This window comes from Bacillus sp. TH25 (assembly GCF_016650935.1).
Classification (GTDB): Bacteria; Bacillota; Bacilli; order Bacillales; family Bacillaceae_G; genus Bacillus_A; species Bacillus_A mycoides.
The window spans coordinates 1,134,460-1,154,119 of the sequence record NZ_JAEKEU010000039.1 but is presented as its reverse complement, the minus strand read 5'-3'; the positions used below and the strand labels follow the sequence as shown (position 1 = coordinate 1,154,119).

The window sequence follows — 19,660 nt, the reverse complement described above, 5'->3', positions numbered from 1 at the left end:
ATTACCCCACCATGTCCTCGACACAAAATTGTAATTCCATACCTTTTACTGGAAAGTATTTTACTGGAGTATCTTTTTCATTAATTGCTACACACCCTAAAACACCCTCAAATTTGTTATCCTCAGTCTGAACAACTACTTTATATAGGACATCTTCTCGTTCACAAATGTCACCTAATTTAAACTCGTCCATTTTACGATCCTTCTTATAAAACATCATGAAACGCTCAAATTCTTCTAACTCTTCATCAGTTGCTTTTCGAAATGTGCTCTCTTGATGTTTTTTGAAGAAACATCCATTTTCATAAAAATGATAGTCACCGACTTTTAACCCTATTATTAAATAATACTTTTCTTGTGTTTCTTCTTTTAAAATCCCATACCATTTATCACTTAAACTTTCTATAACAAACATTTCACCGCACTCTAAATTCAATGGCTTTTCATAATCTACAAACTCGTTTTCAAAAAAGAAATTCATACCGATTGCAGATGGTACAATACGCTGACTGCTAATTCCCAAAACCTCATGCTTACCTTTTTTTAATGTGTGTGCAAAAAAATCATTCTTTTCTTTAATCCAATTCGTTTTCATTCTTTCAATTGCTTCAAACCCTGTATATGTTTTCATTCTTTCCCCTTCGCTTTCTTTAACATTTCTTCAATCCGTTTTCCCGTTGTATTTTTATAGTCCTCACATGTCCATTCAGCGTTGTTTGTCGGAGATGGTGTAAATACCATTCCCCAACTACTAACGCTTGAAATATGGACATTAGGACGAATTACAGTAATAGTCATATCAGTTGGTCCCCCTTTTAAAAAGGTAACTTTCTTTTTCGTTTATCCCTTGTATACTTAAACTCAATATGCCTGTATGTGTTGAACATACGAGATGTAATGCGCTCATCGTAAGCTTTCATAACAGCTTCACCTGTTAGGTTTGTTGTAACGATTGTTTTTTTCCCTTGTCTTCCATCAAATACTTTGAACAGTACACGATTCACGAATGCAGTCGCCTTTGGATCAGCAGCATCCATGTCACCTAGTTCCGCACCTAAGTCATCAATAACTAATAAATCTGCACTAATTAGTAAATTAACAATGCTATGCTCAGACTCCTCAGATTGACCATTGAACGTAGAACGTATATAGTCAAATAGTTCTGATACAGAAACATAAAGAACCGTTCCTGCGCTATTCTCATTCATTTCATGAGCAATCGCATAGGCAAGATGACTTTTACCAGCACCTACTTTTCCAACTAGAATTAAATTAAACCTCACATCATTTAAATAATCCTCAAGTGCTCGTTTTGCTAAGGTGTAATTCTTTTCATCCTCTTCACAATCAGATTTAAAAGTTGAGAATCTAGCAAGTTTAATTGTTTCATCTTTAATCAAACTCTTATCGTAAAACATACTTTTACGTTTTCTCTGTTCCTTCTCATCTCGGAATACATTCATTTCAGCTTCTAGCTTTTGATTGTCTTCTGCCAACTTACATACTGGGCAAACTACTTCACCATTTATCTTCATGAATCTAACAGTACGTTTACGTTCTTTTTTACAAACCTCACATGTATCAGAAAGGAAGATCATCTTCTTCGAAAGGGTCTTTGCTATATCTGTTACCTTTATTAGAGCCATGTTTTCCTTCCACCTTTCCTTGTTGTAAATAGCTTTCAAACTTTGTGCCGAACAACGTTTCTGGTCTTAGATACTTTGCTTGTTCCGTCCTTAGCCATTCTCTAGCCTTTATATCAATCACTGCTTTGAAGTTATCCACAGTGAATCCTTCTATTAATCTAGTTTTAATTAATGACTGTGTTTTCTTAGATGTTGAGCGATAACTACTACCACAAACGTCGTTGAGATAGTTTACTATCTCGACTATATATTCTTTTGCTGTAGTCTCTGTTGTTACTCTCTGTGTATTCTCTGGTATTGGTCGGTTCAAATTGACCTCTTCCATCGGGTCAACTTGACCTGTTCGTGGGGTCAAATTGACCTCATCGTCGGTCGATTCTAACTGACGGAGAAATGTATAATCTATTGAGTACCATTTCGTTTTATCAAACTTTTTCTTGTTATAGTTCCCGATAACCAATACATTGATATTTTCAAGGTTTTTAATGGTCCTTTTAATGGTTGATTCTCCCCAAAAGGGAAACTGTTCTTGCCATTTTGGAATACTGTTATAAATCCACGGTCTTCCATCATAAGAATGCTTGGAACGCCTTAGCCAATAGTGTATCTGTTGTAAAAATATAGCTTCATTCAATCCAATTTTCGTTGCCAGTCCTGGAAGAACAAGTAATGGTTCTTCATGAATTAATAAATTACTCATCCCTTCACCTTCCTCATAACAACCTCATAGTAGAATCCACGGTCACGATCCATCACAACGCAACCTCTAAATAGATGAGGATTTTCATCATTTCTATGTTTAATTGTTTCTAACACCCTTCGAATAGGAAATAGATAATCAAATCCTTCATTCTCTAAACGACGACAACGTTTGAGTAATTCAGATAACCTTTTATCACGTAAATATCGAGTGCCTAAACTTCTATTCAAAGCTAGTGGCATTGATCCATCTCTTACTACCGTTTTCATTTCAGTCACCCACCTATTGTGCTTGCTGTTGCTTTTCTTTCGCTTCGTTTAACCACGATGTTATTGTTTTTTGTAACTGGGATGCTTGTTGTACTGTCATTCCTTTGAAAGATTGAATTCCTAACGACTGTTTTACAGTGTTTTTGGTTTCTTCAAATGGCATGTTATACACTTCTGATAACTCTCTAATTTGCACATGAATAGCTTTTATTCTTTGCTCATTTGCAACTTCTGCTTGTCTAGCTTGCTCCTGTTCTGGAACGTTATCTAGCTGCTTAGCTGCTTGTTTTGGTTCATCATCTTGTGGAATATCTTCACCCGAGTAGATATATAAACCTAAGCCATGTAGTGCTATAGCTTTTGCTAGACACCTTTGAATCGACGTGTTTATTTGAAATGACGTAGGTTTTGCAATTGGCTTATTATAGTTATCCAATACCGGATGAATTTGTGAACGTGTGATGTTATTTACCGTTACTTCAACTTCAACAAAGTACCCTACTTCTGTCTTCATATAAGGTAATCCATCGAACCTAACAATTTGCCATGTAGCATCAGGATGTTTTTTCAAGAGTTGGTCTACAGCCCATGACCAACTCAGATAACTGAAACGCCCCTTCTTCTCTACATGCTTACTAACGTCAATAGATGCTAATTCCGCAAAGTAATTTTTAGTTTCACTCATCGTATTCTCACACTCTCACCTTGTTTTAATGAAATACCATCCCACTTCATGCCATTCTTAATCGCCACTAACAATGCTTTTTTATCTACTTTTGGATTTTGTGGAATCATATATTCCGGTGGAATAACTGCATCCTCTGCAATATCTAAACTTGCTGGATTCTTTTGAATACCTACTGTTATCAATGCACCTTTAATACGTCTTTTATCCACAGCAACCATCTGATGATATAAATAATCCTTAATATTTTTACAGCTGTTCTCTAAAGACCTACGACGCTCAGCCAAGCGATTCTCTTCTCCCTTAATCACTTCAACTTGCGCTTCAATATTACGAATCAATAACGCTGCACCTTGTACCTTATCTTCAATTGCTTCACTAATTGATTGAAGTGTATCGTTAATTACTTCTGGATCTGCCCCGTCTTCAATTATTTGCTGTAATTGATTGAAATTACTTGTTAGTTCATACAGTTTCATATTTTTATAGCCTCCTAGAACGGCATACTGCCATACGGTTTATTAGTTAATATGGTAATCACATAATCTATATCTAACTTTCTACAGTTATCTACTTCCTGTGCAGATATAAGTTTCAAGCTACTTACAGCCGTTTCAACCTGCTTTTTTAATAATTGATTTTCTGTTGACTCTTCCATGTAATCACCCCACGTGATATACTGATTTCGATTTTGTTTTTTAATGGAACCCACTGCAATGGGTTTCTTTTTATTTGCATAAAGCCTTTTGAATAACATCCTCTTTAATTCCAATCTCTCGCATACGCTCTACAACAAGCTGAACTCTATCATTTTCTTTCTTTTTAAATATCAATTCCTTTAATTGCTTATCACACTCTTTGGCCTTTTCTCCACATACCTCATACTCTTTACAAGTCTCATAGAATTCTTTGGTTTTACCCTCTACATTTTTCTTAGTTGCAATGCGAGATAACAAAAATTGATTCTTTATGTAGTTCTCCTTCTTATTACGTAATGATTTCGCTAACTCAGCATCTTCGGGTAACACTAAATTTTCAATTCCCACTAGATTCACCAGCCTTTTTAAAAAGAGCATTTAGACATACAAACCTATTCTCAATTAACCGACGTTGCTTTTTATTTGGTAATTTATAATGGACTAGTAGTCTAAGATAATCAGATACTTTTACATTGTTGTAATCAATTGTAAACATCATTAATCCATCCTTTCTTCTGCCCATTCAACTAAAAATGCTTGCACTTGTTTTGCTGGAAAATACCATTTCTTACCCACTTTGAATTTCGGGAACCGCGGGTCAAAGAAGAACTGATCCTGAATTGTATTCCACGACATACATACACGTTTTTTAAGCTCCTTAGTATCCCAAAACGCTAACTCAGCGTCGTACTCTTTAACCTTCTTTTGAATTTCTTCCACGCATAATTCCTTCACAACATTTTCGTCTATTTGAACATTGAACATGGTTATTCCCTCCTTATTTTTAAACCATTGGTCTCCAGCCGTTTATAAAGTTCAAAGCTTCCTCAAAATCCTTCTTCAAAATGTCCCGATAACTATTCACATTGAATGCATCTTTCAAATTACGTCCCAGTAACCCGAATAGTTTGCGAGTAGAATCATGTACTTCTCTATCTACATGTCCGTTCTCCCATAAGAAGTAGATTCTTTTGGCTTTACTTTTTTCCAGAATACGTTGCTGACCGTAATCAATAGTTAATTGCGTTTCAATTTTTTCTTCTAAGGATGTAACTCTGTTATTTAAATCAAGTGTTCCTGTTGCTAGCAGTTTGATTTGACTGTACGTGTTCCCTAGCATTTCTTGCTCCCCTTGTATCCGCTTCTCCATTTCTTCAAATTGCATAACATATGTAGCAGTAAAAAGTATTCCCTTTTCACCGGTTAATTTATTTGCTACCAAGTCACACCCTTTACGAGTTAAGAGGTATTTTTTGTAAGACTTGTTATTACCTTCAGTTGTATAATTGTCCTCAACAAAAAAATTCTGAGAACGCATTTTTGCGTTTTCTAAAATTTTTATATAATTTTCAATACTTCTTAATAAATCCGTGTGACGTTTACCTATCATATTTGCGACTTCTCTACTATCAACTAACAATTTGCCACTCTGATTTATAACTCTTAATGAAAGCTTCTCGTCTACTACAGCTAGCTGATCGTACATTCCGATTCCTCCTCATGATGTTTAACTTGTATTTCCGTCATTCGTGTCAATAAATTAAGGTCTAGCTCCAAAACAGAAGCTAACCTTATAAAAGTTTTCAAACTAGGGGTATACCTGTCATTCTCGATATCGGAAAGGTAATTCCTAGATATAGAAGCTGATTTTGATACTTCAATTTGTCGCAACTTTTTATTTTGACGACTTTTTTTGACTATCATCCCCAGTGTTTCATGATGTTCCATCAATTAATCACCGCCTTACAAAACTAATTGTACGGTATTTCCGTCATATTGTAAATAGGTTTTTCATTGTTTTTCCGTCATTTTTGCATTAAACTCTTTATAAAGGTCGATAATACCGACATTTTAGGAGGGAACCATGCCTTATGAACGTATCAATAAACATAAAAAAATACAGAAAAGAAAAAAAAATGACGCAAAAAGCATTAGCAGAAAAAGCTAATATTTCACGCTCGTATTTAGGTGATCTCGAAAGTGGAAGATACAATCCTAGTTTAGACACATTAAGAACAATCGCTTCCGCTTTAGATATTGATATTAATTTATTACTCACTGAAGATGGAGCTACTCAAACAAGTAACCTTACTTCAAAAGATGAAAAAGACATAGCAAAAAGAATGGAAGAAATAAAAAGAGATCTTCAAGGTGAGGACGGATTAATGTTCTCTGGTGAGCCTATGAGCGAAGAAGCCGTTGAGTCCTTATTAGATGCAATGGATTACATCGTGAAACAAACTAAAGTAATCAATAAAAAATACGTGCCTAAGAAATATCGTAATACCGACGATAACTGATGCGAGCTTAGGAGGGAAAACATTGAAATTCGTCATAAGAGATCTAGTCCAACAACTTTGCACAAAATACAACACGAATAACCCCTATGAGCTTGCAGATTGTTTAAAGATAAATGTACTAACCTGGGATTTACATGAAGAAATAAACGGATTTTATAAATATGAAAAAAGAAATCGTTTCATTGTTATTAATAATCATTTGTCTCCATCCATGCAAAGAACTGTTTGTGCGCATGAATTAGGACATGCAATCCTACATACTCATGCAAACACACCTTTTCTGCGTAAGAACACATTCTTTTCAGTTGATAAATTAGAGATAGAAGCAAACACGTTTGCTGCGCTTTTGTTAATTGATAAAAAGACCATTCAACCTGGTGATACAAAAGCATGTATAGCATACAAAAATAATATTCCGGTTGAACTGTTAGAATTTTATAAGCCTTACTAAAAGGAGGTGAGACATTTTGATTATTGATTTAACCGCTGAACGAGAAAAACGAAAAAAATCCATCGTTAAATCAGAAGAAATCACAAAGATACCTATAGTTGAAAAAATTTATACAGTTGATGGTGAAATAAAATTTGAAGTTTCGGGTTATAAAGAGACTCCCGTAAAGTGGTTAGATGATTAATCTAGCCACTTTAAAATTATAAGGAAAGAGGGAATAATATAATGGCTAGCTTCAGAAAATTCGGAGATGTTTGGGAATTCCGAGTAAGATTTAAAGACCCTTATACTCAAAAATACAAAGAAAAATCAAAACGTGGATTCAAGACGAAAAAAGAAGCACAGCTTGCGGCTGCTGAAGAAGAGAAAAAATTATTAAACGGTTTAGAAGTTGAGATTATTCCTACTTCGTTAAAACATTACCTTAGAGACTGGTTAAAATTATTTAAGCAAGACAATGTAAGGAAAAACACTTTTATCTTGCATGAACGTAACATCGAAAAGCATCTCATCCCCTACTTTCAAAACATGAACCTAAAAGAACTAAAACCAATGATGTATCAAAAATTTATTAACTCCCTAACTGATCAGGGGTACAGTAAACGAACAGTCCAAATTATTCACGGTACAATGAACAATGCTATGAAAAAAGCTGTTAGCTTAAAAAAAATCGAGAGCAACCCTTGTGAAGAAGTAGTTATTTCAAATAAGAACAATAAAGAAAGAGAAGGGCTAAAATATATGCGAAGTGAAGACATCCCCCTTTTCTTAAAGACTTCTTATCAATACAACTATATTTATTACATCTTTTTCAAAGCGCTTCTGAATACTGGTATGCGTAAAGGTGAAGCTGCTGCATTACAATGGAAAGATATAAATTTAAAAGAGCATACCATAACTATTTCTAAAACATTAGATTTTACAGCTAAAACAAAAGAAGAATTATTCGGAGATACAAAAACATTTACTTCTAAACGTAATATCATGATTCCTAAATCATTAGTTGATGAGCTACTCGAACATAAAAAGTGGCAAAATGCTAATAAGCTTGTTTTACAAGATGCATATGAACATGAATTAGATTTGGTCTTTTCAAGAGTCGATGGAAAGTTCTTACCGAAATCAACATTGTTCAATGCATTCTCACGCATACTAAAGAAAGCGAATTTACCTAGACTAGAAATACATTCATTACGACACACCCACGCGGTTCTTTTATTAGAGTCTGGTGCAAGTATGAAATACATTCAAGATCGATTAGGACATAAGAGTATTGAAATCACTGCTAACGTTTACTCTCATATCAGCGATAAAATTAATAAAGATTCCATTTCGGGGTTTGAAGCTTATATGAATAATGTATTGGGGTAAGTTTGATTTTTTTGTGGGTGTTTTGTGGGTGAATTACTCTTCTTTCAAATAAAAGTGTTTTACCCACAAAATAAAAAAACCCTCAACACGTTGTGTGTCAAGGGTTTGAGTCTCTTAGTATAGAGACATATATTGATCGCGTTCCCATTGGTGAACTTGTGTGCGGAAAATATCCCACTCAATTTCTTTTGCTTCAATGAAGTGCTCAAGTAAATGATCACCTAATGCGCCACATACGATTTCATTAGATTGTAAAGTAACTAACGCTTGCGCTAATGTTGCTGGTAAGTCAACGATACCTGCTTCTTCACGCTCTTCTTTTGTCATTACGTAGATGTTACGGTCTACTGCAGCTGGTGGAGTTAATTTGTTTTTAATTCCATCAAGACCTGCTGCTAATAATGTAGCCATTACTAAATACGGGTTTGCAGCTGGGTCAACACTACGTACTTCTACGCGTGTGCTAATACCACGAGATGCAGGGATACGCACTAATGGACTACGGTTTTGTGCAGACCATGCTACGTAACATGGAGCTTCATATCCAGGTACTAAACGCTTGTAAGAGTTTACAGTTGGGTTTGCTACCGCTGTAAATGCTGGCGCATGTTTTAAAATACCTGCGATGAAGTGACGAGCATCATCACTTAATTGTAAATCACCGTTTTGATCGAAGAATACGTTCTCACCATTTTTAAATAGTGATAAGTTACAGTGCATACCTGAACCGTTCACACCGTATAATGGTTTCGGCATAAATGTTGCGTGTAAACCATGTTTACGAGCAATCGTTCTTACAACAAGCTTGAATGTTTGAATGTCATCACATGAGCGAATTGCATTTGCATATTTAAAGTCAATTTCATGTTGACCTGGCGCAACCTCATGGTGAGATGCTTCAATTTCAAAGCCCATTTCTTCAAGTTCAAGAACGATATCACGACGACAGTTTTCCCCTAGATCCATCGGCGCAAGGTCGAAGTATCCACCGTTATCGTTTAATTCTAATGTTGGATTTCCTTTTTCATCAACTTTAAATAGGAAGAATTCTGGCTCTGGTCCAAGATTGAAATCTGAGAATCCTAATGCTTCCATTTCTTTTAACACACGCTTTAAGTTGTTACGTGGGTCGCCATCAAATGGAGTACCATCAGCATTGTAAATATCACAGATTAAACGAGCTACTTTACCTTTTTCAGCTGTCCAAGGGAAAATTACCCAAGTATCTAAATCCGGATATAAATACATATCAGATTCTTCAATACGTACGAAACCTTCAATAGAAGATCCATCAAACATCATTTTGTTATCAAGAGCTTTTGTTAATTGGCTCACTGGAATTTCTACGTTTTTAATTACCCCTAAAAGGTCCGTAAATTGCAGACGGATATACTTTACATTCTCTTCTTTCGCCAAACGGAAAATATCTTCTTTTGTGTACCTAGCCATTATAAATTCCTCCTTAGTCCCTCTAAACACCTTCAGAATCAGTTATCTTTAGTGAAAAAACCTTGAAATGTCACCTTGTCGCAATGAGGTCCGATTAAATCTACCTGTATGTTGTAGTTCATCTCGAAGAATTTTGCGAAGCTCGGATTTTGAAATTTCTTTCGTTTCTTCTTTTACTTTCACTGCTTCTGTTTGATTTTCTTTCATTTGCAATACTTGTTTAATTCCGGCCATATTTAAGCCTTGATCTAACAAATCTTTAATTTCCAACAATTTATCTACATCGTTAAATGAAAATAATCTACGATTCCCTTTTGTACGGGTTGGAAAAATAAGATTATGCTCTTCATAGTAGCGAATTTGACGTGCAGATAATTGTGTTAAATCCATTACAATACCAATTGGAAACAGCGGAGCAGAACGTCTATCTTCTTTCATTGTTTCAGTTCCTCCTTCGCCTTAACTGTTTCTCATTTTATACCATGTTATGTTTAGTGTCAATAGATGTTAGCTTTTCTTACATGATTTTTTTTGTAAATTTTTTCATTTTTTTCTAATGGCACAAATCATTACTTTCACACGAAAAAAGCTGCCGAAATCGACAGCTTTCCTTTAAGAAATTGTTAATAGTTCTTTTTCAATTAACGCATCAATCGCAGAACAAATCGCAATCTTTACATGCGAATAAGTTAACCCACCTTGCACGTAAGCAACATAAGGCGGACGAATCGGACCATCAGCCGACAGCTCAATACTTGCACCTTGAATAAACGTCCCCGCAGCCATAATTACATCATCTTCATAACCCGGCATATAGTTTGCATATGGAGTGAAATGAGAATTAATTGGAGATGCATATTGAATCGCTTGACAGAACGCAATCATACGATCTTTATCATCAAATTGAACAGACTGAATTAAATCTGTTCTTGGTGCATTCCAAGCTGGTGATGTATTCATCCCTAACTTTTCTAAAAATGCAGCTGTAAAAATCGCACCTTTTAGCGCTTGTCCCGCTACATGCGGCGCTAAGAAGAAACCTTGATACATTTCTTGCAAACTGTATAAAGATGCCCCTGCTTCCGCACCGATTCCTGGAGATGTTAGACGATATGCACACGCTTCAACATACTGCTCTTTACCAACAATGTAACCACCAGTTTTAACAATTCCACCGCCAGGATTCTTAATAAGAGAGCCTGCCATTAAGTCCGCACCAACATGACATGGCTCTTCTTCTTCAATAAATTCACCATAGCAGTTATCTACAAATACAACAACATCAGGTTTAATCTCTTTCACAAACGCAATCATCTCTTTAATTTGTGAAACAGTAAACGACGGACGAGTAGCATATCCTTTTGAACGCTGAATACCAATCATCTTCGTATTACTATGGATCGCAGCTGCAACAGCTTCAAAGTCCACAAATCCCTCTTCAGTTAACGGAACTGCGTTATAACCAATATTATATTCTTTAAATGAGCCTACACCTTTTCCGCGTACACCAACGATTTCTTCTAACGTATCATATGGTTTTCCTGTTATGTATAGCAGTTCATCTCCTGGACGTAAAATACCGAATAGAGCTGTCGAAATTGCGTGAGTACCTGAAATAATTTGCGGACGAACAAGACCCGCTTCTGCCCCAAATACATCAGCATACACTTTTTCTAACGTGTCACGACCAATATCATCATAACCATAACCTGTCGTCGGAATAAAATGCGAATCGCTAATTTTATGTTTACGAAAACTTTCTAATACACGAAATTGGTTGCTCTCAATCACTTCATCCACATGTTTATGTATTTCTGTAATTTGACTTTCTACTTCTTTTACAATTGGAGCAATTTTTTCTCCATTTTTCAAACGATCAAACATTATTTTCTCCTTCTTCCACTAAAAATCTCTTTAATTGCCCCTTAAGCGATGAATGAGCAAATATATACCCTGTACAATCATATACAAATTTATCTTCTAGAAACTCCATTTTAGTTAATATTGTTTCTGTCTTTAAAAGCGTTAATAACCTACCTTCACTCGGAGGGATTTCCACTTGATAATCATCCATTTCTTCCTTCATCTTCGTTTCTAGCGCTTCTTTTATACGCAATAAATCACTTTCTTCAAAAGCACTAGTCATTAAGAAATCACTTTTCGGAAATGGAATGAAGTTTTGATGCAATTTATCTTTTTTATTATATAACGTAATAATAGGAATACGATTAATTTCAAGGTCCGACAATAATTGTTTTACTGTCTGCTCATGCCCTACATAATTAGGATCTGCTGAATCAACAACATGTAAAATAACATCCGCTTCCCCAGCTTCTTCTAACGTAGATCGAAAAGCAGCAATTAGTGACGTAGGTAAATCTTGTATAAAACCAACCGTATCAGTCAAAAGCACTGTATAACCAGAAGGTAACGGCATCTTTCTTGTCGTCGGATCTAGCGTTGCAAACAATAAGTTTTCTTCAAACGTATCAGCTTCCGTTAACCTATTAAACAACGTAGATTTCCCTGCATTTGTATACCCAATTAACGCAACTTGAAACACTTTATTATCTTTTCTTCTTTCACGATATCTTTTTCGATGCTCCACAACAACCGCAAGTTGTCTCTTTATTTCATCAATACGAGATCGAATATGACGACGATCTGTCTCAAGCTTCGTCTCTCCCGGTCCCCTTGTACCAATTCCACCACCAAGACGTGATAAAGCAAGACCTTGTCCCATAAGGCGCGGCATTGTATATTGCAATTGAGCTAATTCTACTTGAAGCTTACCCTCTCTCGATTTCGCACGTTGCGCAAAAATATCTAGTATTAACTGCGTTCGGTCAATCACTCTCGCATCTAATACTGAAGATAAATTCCGAATTTGACTTGGTGTTAACTCATTATTAAAAACAATAACAGCTGGTTCTAATTCTTCCGTCAACGCTGCAAGCTCTTCTAGTTTACCTTTTCCTATATAAGTCGCCGGATGAAACTTCGGGCGCTTTTGCGTCGTTGATACTAACACTTCCGCTCGCGCAGTTTTCGCTAGCGATGCAAGCTCTTTCATGGAATGCATAAATTTTTCATCATCATCTTGTGGCAATTGACAGCCAACTAATATGATTTTTTCTTTTTCTTCCATCAAATATGTTCACTCATCCTTTTCGAAATTTAAACCTTCTAATATAATAGCAGAGGAAGCACATTTCATCTAGTTAGCGGGGGAGAAAATTCATGGCATGGGAGATTTTTAGCATCATAGGCACAATCGCTTTCGCACTAAGCGGAGCCATTGTTGCAATGGAAGAGGATTATGATATTTTCGGGGTATATATTTTAGGAATGGCAACCGCATTTGGGGGAGGTGCCCTTCGTAATTTATTAATCGGTTATCCAATCGTCGCGTTTTGGCAACAAGACATGTTATTCCAAATCGCACTATTATCAATGACGATCATTTTTCTTTTTCCTAATAAATTAATTAAGCATTGGAAAAAGTGGGAAAACATCACAGATGCCATCGGCTTATCAGCATTCGCCGTACAAGGAGCTCTATACGCCCAAAAATTAAATTTACCAATTAGCGCTACAATTGTAGCTGCTGTTTTAACTGGCATTGGCGGCGGTATTATTCGTGATCTTTTAGCACGTAGAAAACCTCTCGTCCTTCGAGCTGATGTATATGCGTTTTGGACGATTTTAGCCGGTTTTTTGATTGGCGCTAAAGTCATCGTTAGCGATTGGGCTCTATACACCTTATTCATTTTAATTGTTTGCTTCCGCATGGTTTCTATTCATTACAAATGGCATTTACCGCATAGACGCATCGATACAAAGGAGCGCTCAATGCATAAATAGCAATCTAACCTCTTTACATATCGTAAAGAGGTTTTTCTTTTCTAACGAGTTTTTCTTTACATAATGTTTATACTAATTTTTAAAGCGAGGTGAATGCAAATGACAAACCATGTTAATAAAGGAGCTCAAAAAAGCTCCGTAAACCAATTTGGACATGATCCAAATTCAGCGCACGAAAAGAGCGCTAAAATGGAACGTCTTCATAAAACTCACCAAGAAAAAGCAAAAAAAGAGTAAACGAACTTATGCATAAAAACAGACGCACAGTTTACGTACTGTGCGTCTCCTCTTCAAGCATTAAATCCATACTTGATATCCCAATTAAATCATATTTATCATACGTATCCTCTTGTAACAATCGCATAGCTTGTGTACGAATCGATTTTTCAACAATATTCCGTACGTATCGCCCATTACTAAACGATGTAATTTGCGACGAATACTTTACCGCATGTAAATGATCTCGAAATTTCCACTCCGCTTCTTTAGATAACTGATATTCGCGCTCCTCATACATTCTCTTTCCAATTTCCAACAGCTGATTTACCGAGTAATCCGCAAATTCAATAATAAACGGAAAACGAGATTGTAACCCTGGATTTAATGAAAGAAAATGATTCATCTCTCTTGAATATCCAGCTAAAATTAATACAAAACCGTGCTGCTTATCTTCCATATGCTTCACAAGTGTATCAATAGCTTCCTTCCCAAAATCCTTCTCTCCCCCCCGCGCTAAAGAATACGCCTCATCAATAAACAAAATACCTCCCATGGCCTTTTTTATTAAATCTCTCGTCTTTTGCGCTGTATGACCGATATACTCCCCCACAAGATCAGCACGTTCTGCTTCAACTAAATGCCCCTTCGATAAAATATTCATCTCAAACAACAATTTCCCTATCATTCTAGCAACGGTTGTCTTCCCAGTACCGGGATTCCCCCTAAATAACATGTGAAGCACTTGCTTCTCAGACTTCAACCCCATCTCTTGTCTTTTTTTATTTACATAAATCCAAGCATAAATTTCTTTTATTATCTTTTTTATTTCATCCATCCCAACAAGCTTTCCCATCTCTTCTTCAATTCTCTGCAACATCTCATGTTTAGTAGTGGTTTCACTTGAAATTACCGTTTTATTTTCTGATGCCGGTAACGAAATTTTCTTTCGATGGTTTAATACAATATTAATTTGATTGTTATTTTTCTTACGCATCGATTGTTCCATACAATCACCTCATTTTATCCACTCACCAAATATTATTATTCCAGTCCCTCTTGCAAATGCCTATTTTCAGAAAAGTTTGCTATAATATAAGAAATAATCAAGGTGGTGGGACTATGGAAACAACGGAATTCCATGATACAATACAAGCCTTTTCTATTTTTTTATTGAATAAAGGCCGAAAGTCTTCAACCATTAAACGTTATGTTTATGACATTGAAGATTTTGGACATTGGTTAGAAAAAAACAAAAAGCTCCCTTCCAGTAATATATGGGCAACACTTTGTACAAAAGACTATGAAGATTACTTTTCAGACTTAAAAAAGAATCGACACTACTCTGAGAAAACAATGCATCGTGTATTTATTGTATTAAATAGAATGCATCATTTTCTTAACATTCCAAATCCATTGAAGAATATGGAAATTACTATTCAACCAAACCGTGCATTGCGTAATGAAGATTTCATTTCATCCGATGAAGAAAAAAGATTAAAGCATATAGTCACTTCATTAGAAGGACTTTCAGAAAAACAACGTCCCGTTCGTCCATTATTAATGGATCGTAATATCGCAATTTTAAGTATATTAATCGACTACGGACTATCCTTACAAGAGCTTACAGCATTAACTATGCATCACGTTCATTTTGAAACTAATACACTTTCTATTCCAGCAACCGCAGGAGTAGAAAGAACAATCACATTAGCAATCGAAGACAAAAAACAACTGTACACATATTATAAAAGTATTCCAGAACCAGTTCGCCCTAAATACCATAGTAATGACCCGTTGTTTGTTGCATTCGATTTTAACCGCGGAACATACAGATGGGTATATGAAAACGACGCACCAAAAGCACTAACAGAAATCGCTATTCAAAAAATGATCCGACTTGAAGTAGCAAGAGCGAATTTACGTAAAGGCATTTCTGGACAACATTTCCGGAACACATTTATTTTACGCCTAATAAAAAAACAAACCCCAGAGCCAGAGATCATAAAATTAGTTGGCTTCAAATCAAAAATTTCACTAAAACGGTATTATCAGTATGCTGAAAATAAAAAAAACGCCCTATAATAAGGCGTTTTTTTTATTTTTTTCTCGAAAGAATCCATTTCACTATGACCATTTAACTACTCTCTGCATCTACTATGATGAGTTTCGTTCACATTCTTATTAGAAAGGAGAGATTTAATGTCTCGCTTTAATGACAATCAAAATAAATACTCCAATCCATGCTTTCCAACTAGCGCTGGACGAATTCCAACTACCCCAACGATTCCAATTACTAAAGCGCAAATTAGAACATTCCGCGCAATCATTAACGATTTAATAAAAATAATCCCTAAACTTTTCGCCAATCCATCTTCCAAAAACATAGAGGATCTAATAGATACATTGCATCTACTAAGCAAATTCATCTGTTCACTAGACACTACTTCCGCTCTGAAAGCACAAGGATTAGCCATCATTAAAAACTTAATAACTATATTAAAAAATCCAACCTTCGTAGCAAGTGCTGTATTTGTTGAACTTCAAATTTTAATTAATTATTTACTTTACATTACAAAGTTATTCCGAATTGATCCTTGTACACTCCAAGAACTCCTTAAATTAATTGCAGAGTTACAAACTACTCTAGTTAATTCAGCTTCGTTCGGCAGAGGACCTACTGGACCTACTGGACCTACTGGACCTACTGGACCTCAAGGTAACACGGGCGCTACTGGTGCGACCGGACCTAGAGGTAACACGGGCGTGACTGGTGCGACCGGACCTAGAGGTAACACGGGCGTGACTGGTGCGACCGGACCTAGAGGTAACACGGGCGTGACTGGTGCGACCGGACCTAGAGGTAACACGGGCGTGACTGGTGCGACCGGACCTAGAGGTAACACGGGCGTGACTGGTGCGACCGGACCTAGAGGTAACACGGGCGTGACTGGTGCGACCGGACCTAGAGGTAACACGGGCGTGACTGGTGCGACCGGACCTAGAGGTAACACGGGCGTGACTGGTGCGACCGGACCTAGAGGTAACACGGGCGTGACTGGTGCGACCGGACCTAGAGGTAACACGGGCGTGACTGGTGCGACCGGACCTAGAGGTAACACGGGCGTGACTGGTGCGACCGGACCTAGAGGTAACACGGGCGTGACTGGTGCGACCGGACCTAGAGGTAACACGGGTGCTACTGGACCTCAAGGTATTCAAGGTAACACGGGTGCTACTGGTTCCACTGGACCTCAAGGTGCGCACGGTAACACAGGACCTCAAGGTATTCAAGGTAACACGGGTGCTACCGGTGCTACTGGACCTCAAGGCGTTCAAGGTAACACAGGTGCTACTGGTTCCACTGGACCTCAAGGTGCGCACGGTAACACAGGACCTCAAGGTATTCAAGGTAACACGGGTGCTACCGGTGCTACTGGACCTCAAGGCGTTCAAGGTAACACAGGTGCTACTGGTTCCACTGGACCTCAAGGTGCGCACGGTAACACAGGACTTCAAGGTATTCAAGGTAACACGGGTGCTACCGGTTCCACTGGACCTCAAGGCGTTCAAGGTAACACAGGTGCTACTGGTTCCACTGGACCTCAAGGTGCGCACGGTAACACAGGACCTCAAGGTATTCAAGGTAACACGGGCGCCACTGGTTCCACTGGACCTCAAGGTGCGCACGGTAACACAGGACCTCAAGGTATTCAAGGTAACACAGGTGCTACTGGACCTCAAGGTATTCAAGGTAACACAGGTGCTACTGGACCTCAAGGTGCGCACGGTAACACAGGTGCTACTGGACCTCAAGGCGTTCAAGGTAACACGGGCGCTACTGGTTCCACTGGACCTCAAGGTATTCAAGGTAACACGGGTGCTACTGGACCCCAAGGCGCTCAAGGTAACACAGGTGCCACGGGTGCCACTGGACCTCAAGGCGTTCAAGGTAACACAGGTGCTACTGGTTCCACTGGACCTCAAGGTGCTCAAGGTAACACAGGTGCTACTGGACCTCAAGGTGCTCAAGGTAACACAGGTGCTACTGGACCTCAAGGCGCTCAAGGTAACACAGGTGCCACTGGTTCCACTGGACCCCAAGGCGTTCAAGGTAACACAGGTGCTACAGGTGCTACTGGTTCCACTGGACCTCAAGGCGTTCAAGGTAACACAGGTGCTACTGGTTCCACTGGACCTCAAGGTATTCAAGGTAATACAGGTTCCACTGGACCTCAAGGTATTCAAGGTAACACGGGTGCTACCGGACCTCAAGGTGCTCAAGGTAACACGGGTTCCACGGGTGCCACTGGACCTCAAGGTAACACAGGTGCCACTGGTTCCACTGGACCTCAAGGCGTTCAAGGTAACACAGGTGCCACTGGTTCCACTGGACCTCAAGGCGTTCAAGGTAACACAGGTGCTACTGGTTCCACTGGACCTCAAGGCGTTCAAGGTAACACAGGTGCGACCGGACCTCAAGGCGCTCAAGGTAACACGGGTGCTACCGGACCTCAAGGTGCTCAAGGTAACACGGGTTCCACGGGTGCCACTGGACCTCAAGGCGCTCAAGGTAACACAGGTGCCACTGGTTCCACTGGACCTCAAGGCGTTCAAGGTAACACAGGTGCCACTGGTTCCACTGGACCTCAAGGCGTTCAAGGTAACACGGGTGCTACTGGTTCCACTGGACCTCAAGGTATTCAAGGTATTCAAGGTAATACAGGTGCCACTGGACCTCAAGGTATTCAAGGTAACACGGGTGCTACCGGACCTCAAGGTGCTCAAGGTAACACGGGTTCCACGGGTGCCACTGGACCTCAAGGTAACACAGGTGCCACTGGTTCCACTGGACCTCAAGGCGTTCAAGGTAACACGGGTTCCACGGGTGCCACTGGACCTCAAGGCGTTCAAGGTAACACAGGTGCTACTGGTTCCACTGGACCTCAAGGCGTTCAAGGTAACACAGGTGCGACCGGACCTCAAGGCGTTCAAGGTAACACAGGTGCGACCGGACCTCAAGGCGCTCAAGGTAACACGGGTGCTACCGGACCTCAAGGTGCTCAAGGTAACACGGGTGCGACTGGTATAGGAGTTACCGGACCTCCTGGACCTTCTGGTGGGCCTCCTGGACCTACTGGACCTACTGGACCTCAAGGTAACACGGGTGCTACCGGACTTCAAGGTGCTCAAGGTAACACAGGTGCTACCGGACCTCAAGGTGCTCAAGGTAACACAGGTGCGACTGGTATAGGAGTTACCGGGCCTCCTGGACCTACTGGACCTCAAGGTAACACGGGTGCTACCGGACCTCAAGGTGCTCAAGGTAACACGGGTGCGACTGGTTCCACTGGACCTCAAGGTGTTCAAGGTAACACGGGTGCGACTGGACCTCAAGGTGCGCAAGGTAACACGGGTGCGACTGGACCTCAAGGTGCGCAAGGTAACACGGGTGCGACTGGACCTCAAGGTGCGCAAGGTAACACGGGTGCGACTGGACCTCAAGGTGCGCAAGGTAACACGGGTGCGACTGGACCTCAAGGTGTTCAAGGACCAACGGGTGCGACTGGTATAGGAGTTACCGGACCTACTGGACCTAGCTTCCCAGTAGCAACAATCGTTGTAACAAACAACATCCAACAAACAGTACTCCAATTTAATAACTTTATTTTTAGTACTGCAATTAACGTAAACAATATTATCTTTAACGGCACAAATACAGTTACTGTTATTAACGCTGGTATTTATGTAATTAGCGTATCTATTTCTACAACTGCGCCAGGATGCGCTCCACTTGGAGTAGGAATTTCAATTAATGGAGCTGTTGCTACTGACAACTTCTCTTCAAATCTAATAGGCGACTCACTTTCATTTACTACAATCGAAACATTAGCTGCTGGAGCAAACATTTCTGTCCAATCTACTCTTAACGAGATTACGATCCCTGCAACAGGAAACACTAACATTCGTCTTACTGTATTTAGAATCGCTTAAATTTCACTATTTATTGT

The 19,660-nt window shown here is 38.8% G+C and carries 25 protein-coding genes; 8 read left to right on the top strand and 17 right to left on the bottom strand.

All coding sequences use genetic code 11. The features are described 5' to 3' along the window. Position 1: 1 nt before the first annotated feature. The 12 genes from JFT89_RS29895 to JFT89_RS29840 form a co-directional block, all read right to left on the bottom strand. Positions 2–631 (bottom strand): hypothetical protein, encoded by a 630-nt coding sequence (locus JFT89_RS29895; protein ID WP_201041002.1) that lies wholly within the window; start codon positions 629–631, stop codon positions 2–4. Then, on the bottom strand, positions 628–798 hold the full coding sequence (locus tag JFT89_RS29890) for a hypothetical protein (RefSeq protein WP_016091289.1): 171 nt from the start codon (positions 796–798) through the stop codon (positions 628–630). The genes JFT89_RS29895 and JFT89_RS29890 overlap by 4 nt, the downstream gene beginning before the upstream one ends. A 17-nt stretch (positions 799–815) precedes the next feature. Further along, positions 816–1,646 (bottom strand): ATP-binding protein, encoded by an 831-nt coding sequence (locus JFT89_RS29885; protein ID WP_201041000.1) that lies wholly within the window; start codon positions 1,644–1,646, stop codon positions 816–818. Then, the gene (locus JFT89_RS29880; RefSeq protein WP_201040998.1) at positions 1,582–2,346 is read right to left on the bottom strand and encodes a conserved phage C-terminal domain-containing protein; all 765 of its coding nucleotides are present in this window, start codon (positions 2,344–2,346) and stop codon (positions 1,582–1,584) included. The genes JFT89_RS29885 and JFT89_RS29880 overlap by 65 nt, the downstream gene beginning before the upstream one ends. Beyond that, positions 2,343–2,615: a hypothetical protein gene (locus tag JFT89_RS29875; protein ID WP_201040997.1), complete on the bottom strand. Its 273-nt coding sequence runs from the start codon at positions 2,613–2,615 to the stop codon at positions 2,343–2,345. The genes JFT89_RS29880 and JFT89_RS29875 overlap by 4 nt, the downstream gene beginning before the upstream one ends. Before the next feature lie 13 nt (positions 2,616–2,628). Then, positions 2,629–3,300, bottom strand: coding sequence for a DUF1071 domain-containing protein (locus JFT89_RS29870; protein WP_201040995.1), 672 nt, complete (start codon positions 3,298–3,300; stop codon positions 2,629–2,631). Continuing rightward, complete coding sequence (locus JFT89_RS29865; RefSeq protein WP_201040993.1) at positions 3,297–3,779, bottom strand: siphovirus Gp157 family protein; 483 nt, start codon at positions 3,777–3,779, stop codon at positions 3,297–3,299. Before JFT89_RS29865 ends, JFT89_RS29870 begins: the two co-directional genes overlap by 4 nt. 14 nt (positions 3,780–3,793) lie before the next feature. Continuing rightward, a complete protein-coding gene (locus JFT89_RS30425) occupies positions 3,794–3,958 on the bottom strand; it encodes a hypothetical protein (protein WP_242488433.1) in 165 nt (54 codons plus the stop codon). Positions 3,959–4,028: 70 nt separating this feature from the next. Then, on the bottom strand, positions 4,029–4,346 hold the full coding sequence (locus JFT89_RS29855) for a hypothetical protein (protein ID WP_201040988.1): 318 nt from the start codon (positions 4,344–4,346) through the stop codon (positions 4,029–4,031). A gap of 150 nt (positions 4,347–4,496) precedes the next feature. Further along, positions 4,497–4,763, bottom strand: a complete 267-nt coding sequence (locus JFT89_RS29850; protein WP_000483547.1) for a hypothetical protein — start codon at positions 4,761–4,763, stop codon at positions 4,497–4,499. 19 nt (positions 4,764–4,782) lie between these two features. Beyond that, positions 4,783–5,484: a Rha family transcriptional regulator gene (locus JFT89_RS29845; RefSeq protein WP_201040986.1), complete on the bottom strand. Its 702-nt coding sequence runs from the start codon at positions 5,482–5,484 to the stop codon at positions 4,783–4,785. Then, positions 5,469–5,702, bottom strand: coding sequence for a helix-turn-helix domain-containing protein (locus tag JFT89_RS29840; protein ID WP_242488435.1), 234 nt, complete (start codon positions 5,700–5,702; stop codon positions 5,469–5,471). The genes JFT89_RS29845 and JFT89_RS29840 overlap by 16 nt, the downstream gene beginning before the upstream one ends. A 167-nt stretch (positions 5,703–5,869) precedes the next feature. Between JFT89_RS29840 and JFT89_RS29835 the strand changes: the two genes are divergently transcribed. Genes JFT89_RS29835 through JFT89_RS29820 form a run of 4 tightly spaced genes read left to right on the top strand, consistent with a single transcriptional unit; the run spans position 5,870 to position 8,120 of the window. Next, positions 5,870–6,298 (top strand): helix-turn-helix domain-containing protein, encoded by a 429-nt coding sequence (locus JFT89_RS29835; RefSeq protein ID WP_201040982.1) that lies wholly within the window; start codon positions 5,870–5,872, stop codon positions 6,296–6,298. A 22-nt stretch (positions 6,299–6,320) separates the two neighbouring features. Then, a complete protein-coding gene (locus JFT89_RS29830; protein ID WP_098204355.1) occupies positions 6,321–6,749 on the top strand; it encodes an ImmA/IrrE family metallo-endopeptidase in 429 nt (142 codons plus the stop codon). A 16-nt stretch (positions 6,750–6,765) separates the two neighbouring features. Then, entirely contained in the window at positions 6,766–6,933 is a 168-nt protein-coding gene (locus JFT89_RS29825) for a hypothetical protein (RefSeq protein WP_197219421.1), read from the top strand. 41 nt (positions 6,934–6,974) lie between these two features. Further along, positions 6,975–8,120 (top strand): tyrosine-type recombinase/integrase, encoded by a 1,146-nt coding sequence (locus tag JFT89_RS29820; RefSeq protein ID WP_201040980.1) that lies wholly within the window; start codon positions 6,975–6,977, stop codon positions 8,118–8,120. A gap of 114 nt (positions 8,121–8,234) precedes the next feature. Here the strand turns inward: JFT89_RS29820 and glnA are convergent, their stop codons facing one another. The 4 genes from glnA to hflX form a co-directional block, all read right to left on the bottom strand. Continuing rightward, positions 8,235–9,569: a type I glutamate--ammonia ligase gene (gene glnA / locus JFT89_RS29815; protein WP_002014472.1), complete on the bottom strand. Its 1,335-nt coding sequence runs from the start codon at positions 9,567–9,569 to the stop codon at positions 8,235–8,237. A gap of 48 nt (positions 9,570–9,617) precedes the next feature. Next, a complete protein-coding gene (glnR, locus tag JFT89_RS29810) occupies positions 9,618–10,007 on the bottom strand; it encodes a transcriptional repressor GlnR (RefSeq protein ID WP_002014475.1) in 390 nt (129 codons plus the stop codon). Between the two features lie 174 nt (positions 10,008–10,181). Then, the gene (locus tag JFT89_RS29805) at positions 10,182–11,453 is read right to left on the bottom strand and encodes a methionine gamma-lyase family protein (RefSeq protein ID WP_033707568.1); all 1,272 of its coding nucleotides are present in this window, start codon (positions 11,451–11,453) and stop codon (positions 10,182–10,184) included. Then, positions 11,446–12,717 (bottom strand): GTPase HflX, encoded by a 1,272-nt coding sequence (gene hflX / locus JFT89_RS29800; RefSeq protein WP_002069969.1) that lies wholly within the window; start codon positions 12,715–12,717, stop codon positions 11,446–11,448. The genes JFT89_RS29805 and hflX overlap by 8 nt, the downstream gene beginning before the upstream one ends. Before the next feature lie 92 nt (positions 12,718–12,809). On the opposite strand from hflX, the gene JFT89_RS29795 reads away from it, so the two are divergent. Together JFT89_RS29795 and JFT89_RS29790 are read left to right on the top strand one after the other, a co-directional pair. Then, positions 12,810–13,433 (top strand): trimeric intracellular cation channel family protein, encoded by a 624-nt coding sequence (locus tag JFT89_RS29795; protein ID WP_002014478.1) that lies wholly within the window; start codon positions 12,810–12,812, stop codon positions 13,431–13,433. A gap of 99 nt (positions 13,434–13,532) precedes the next feature. Continuing rightward, a complete protein-coding gene (locus JFT89_RS29790; protein ID WP_002087943.1) occupies positions 13,533–13,670 on the top strand; it encodes a hypothetical protein in 138 nt (45 codons plus the stop codon). Positions 13,671–13,701: 31 nt separating this feature from the next. Here JFT89_RS29790 and spoVK read toward each other — a convergent pair whose 3' ends face one another. Then, on the bottom strand, positions 13,702–14,658 hold the full coding sequence (gene spoVK / locus JFT89_RS29785) for a stage V sporulation protein K (RefSeq protein ID WP_002014481.1): 957 nt from the start codon (positions 14,656–14,658) through the stop codon (positions 13,702–13,704). A gap of 113 nt (positions 14,659–14,771) precedes the next feature. Here spoVK and JFT89_RS29780 point away from each other — a divergent pair, with 113 nt between their 5' ends. Together JFT89_RS29780 and JFT89_RS29775 are read left to right on the top strand one after the other, a co-directional pair. Beyond that, entirely contained in the window at positions 14,772–15,734 is a 963-nt protein-coding gene (locus tag JFT89_RS29780) for a tyrosine-type recombinase/integrase (RefSeq protein ID WP_002137832.1), read from the top strand. A gap of 117 nt (positions 15,735–15,851) precedes the next feature. After that, positions 15,852–19,643 (top strand): Gly-Xaa-Xaa repeat protein, encoded by a 3,792-nt coding sequence (locus JFT89_RS29775; RefSeq protein ID WP_201040978.1) that lies wholly within the window; start codon positions 15,852–15,854, stop codon positions 19,641–19,643. The last annotated feature ends 17 nt before the right edge of the window (positions 19,644–19,660 follow it).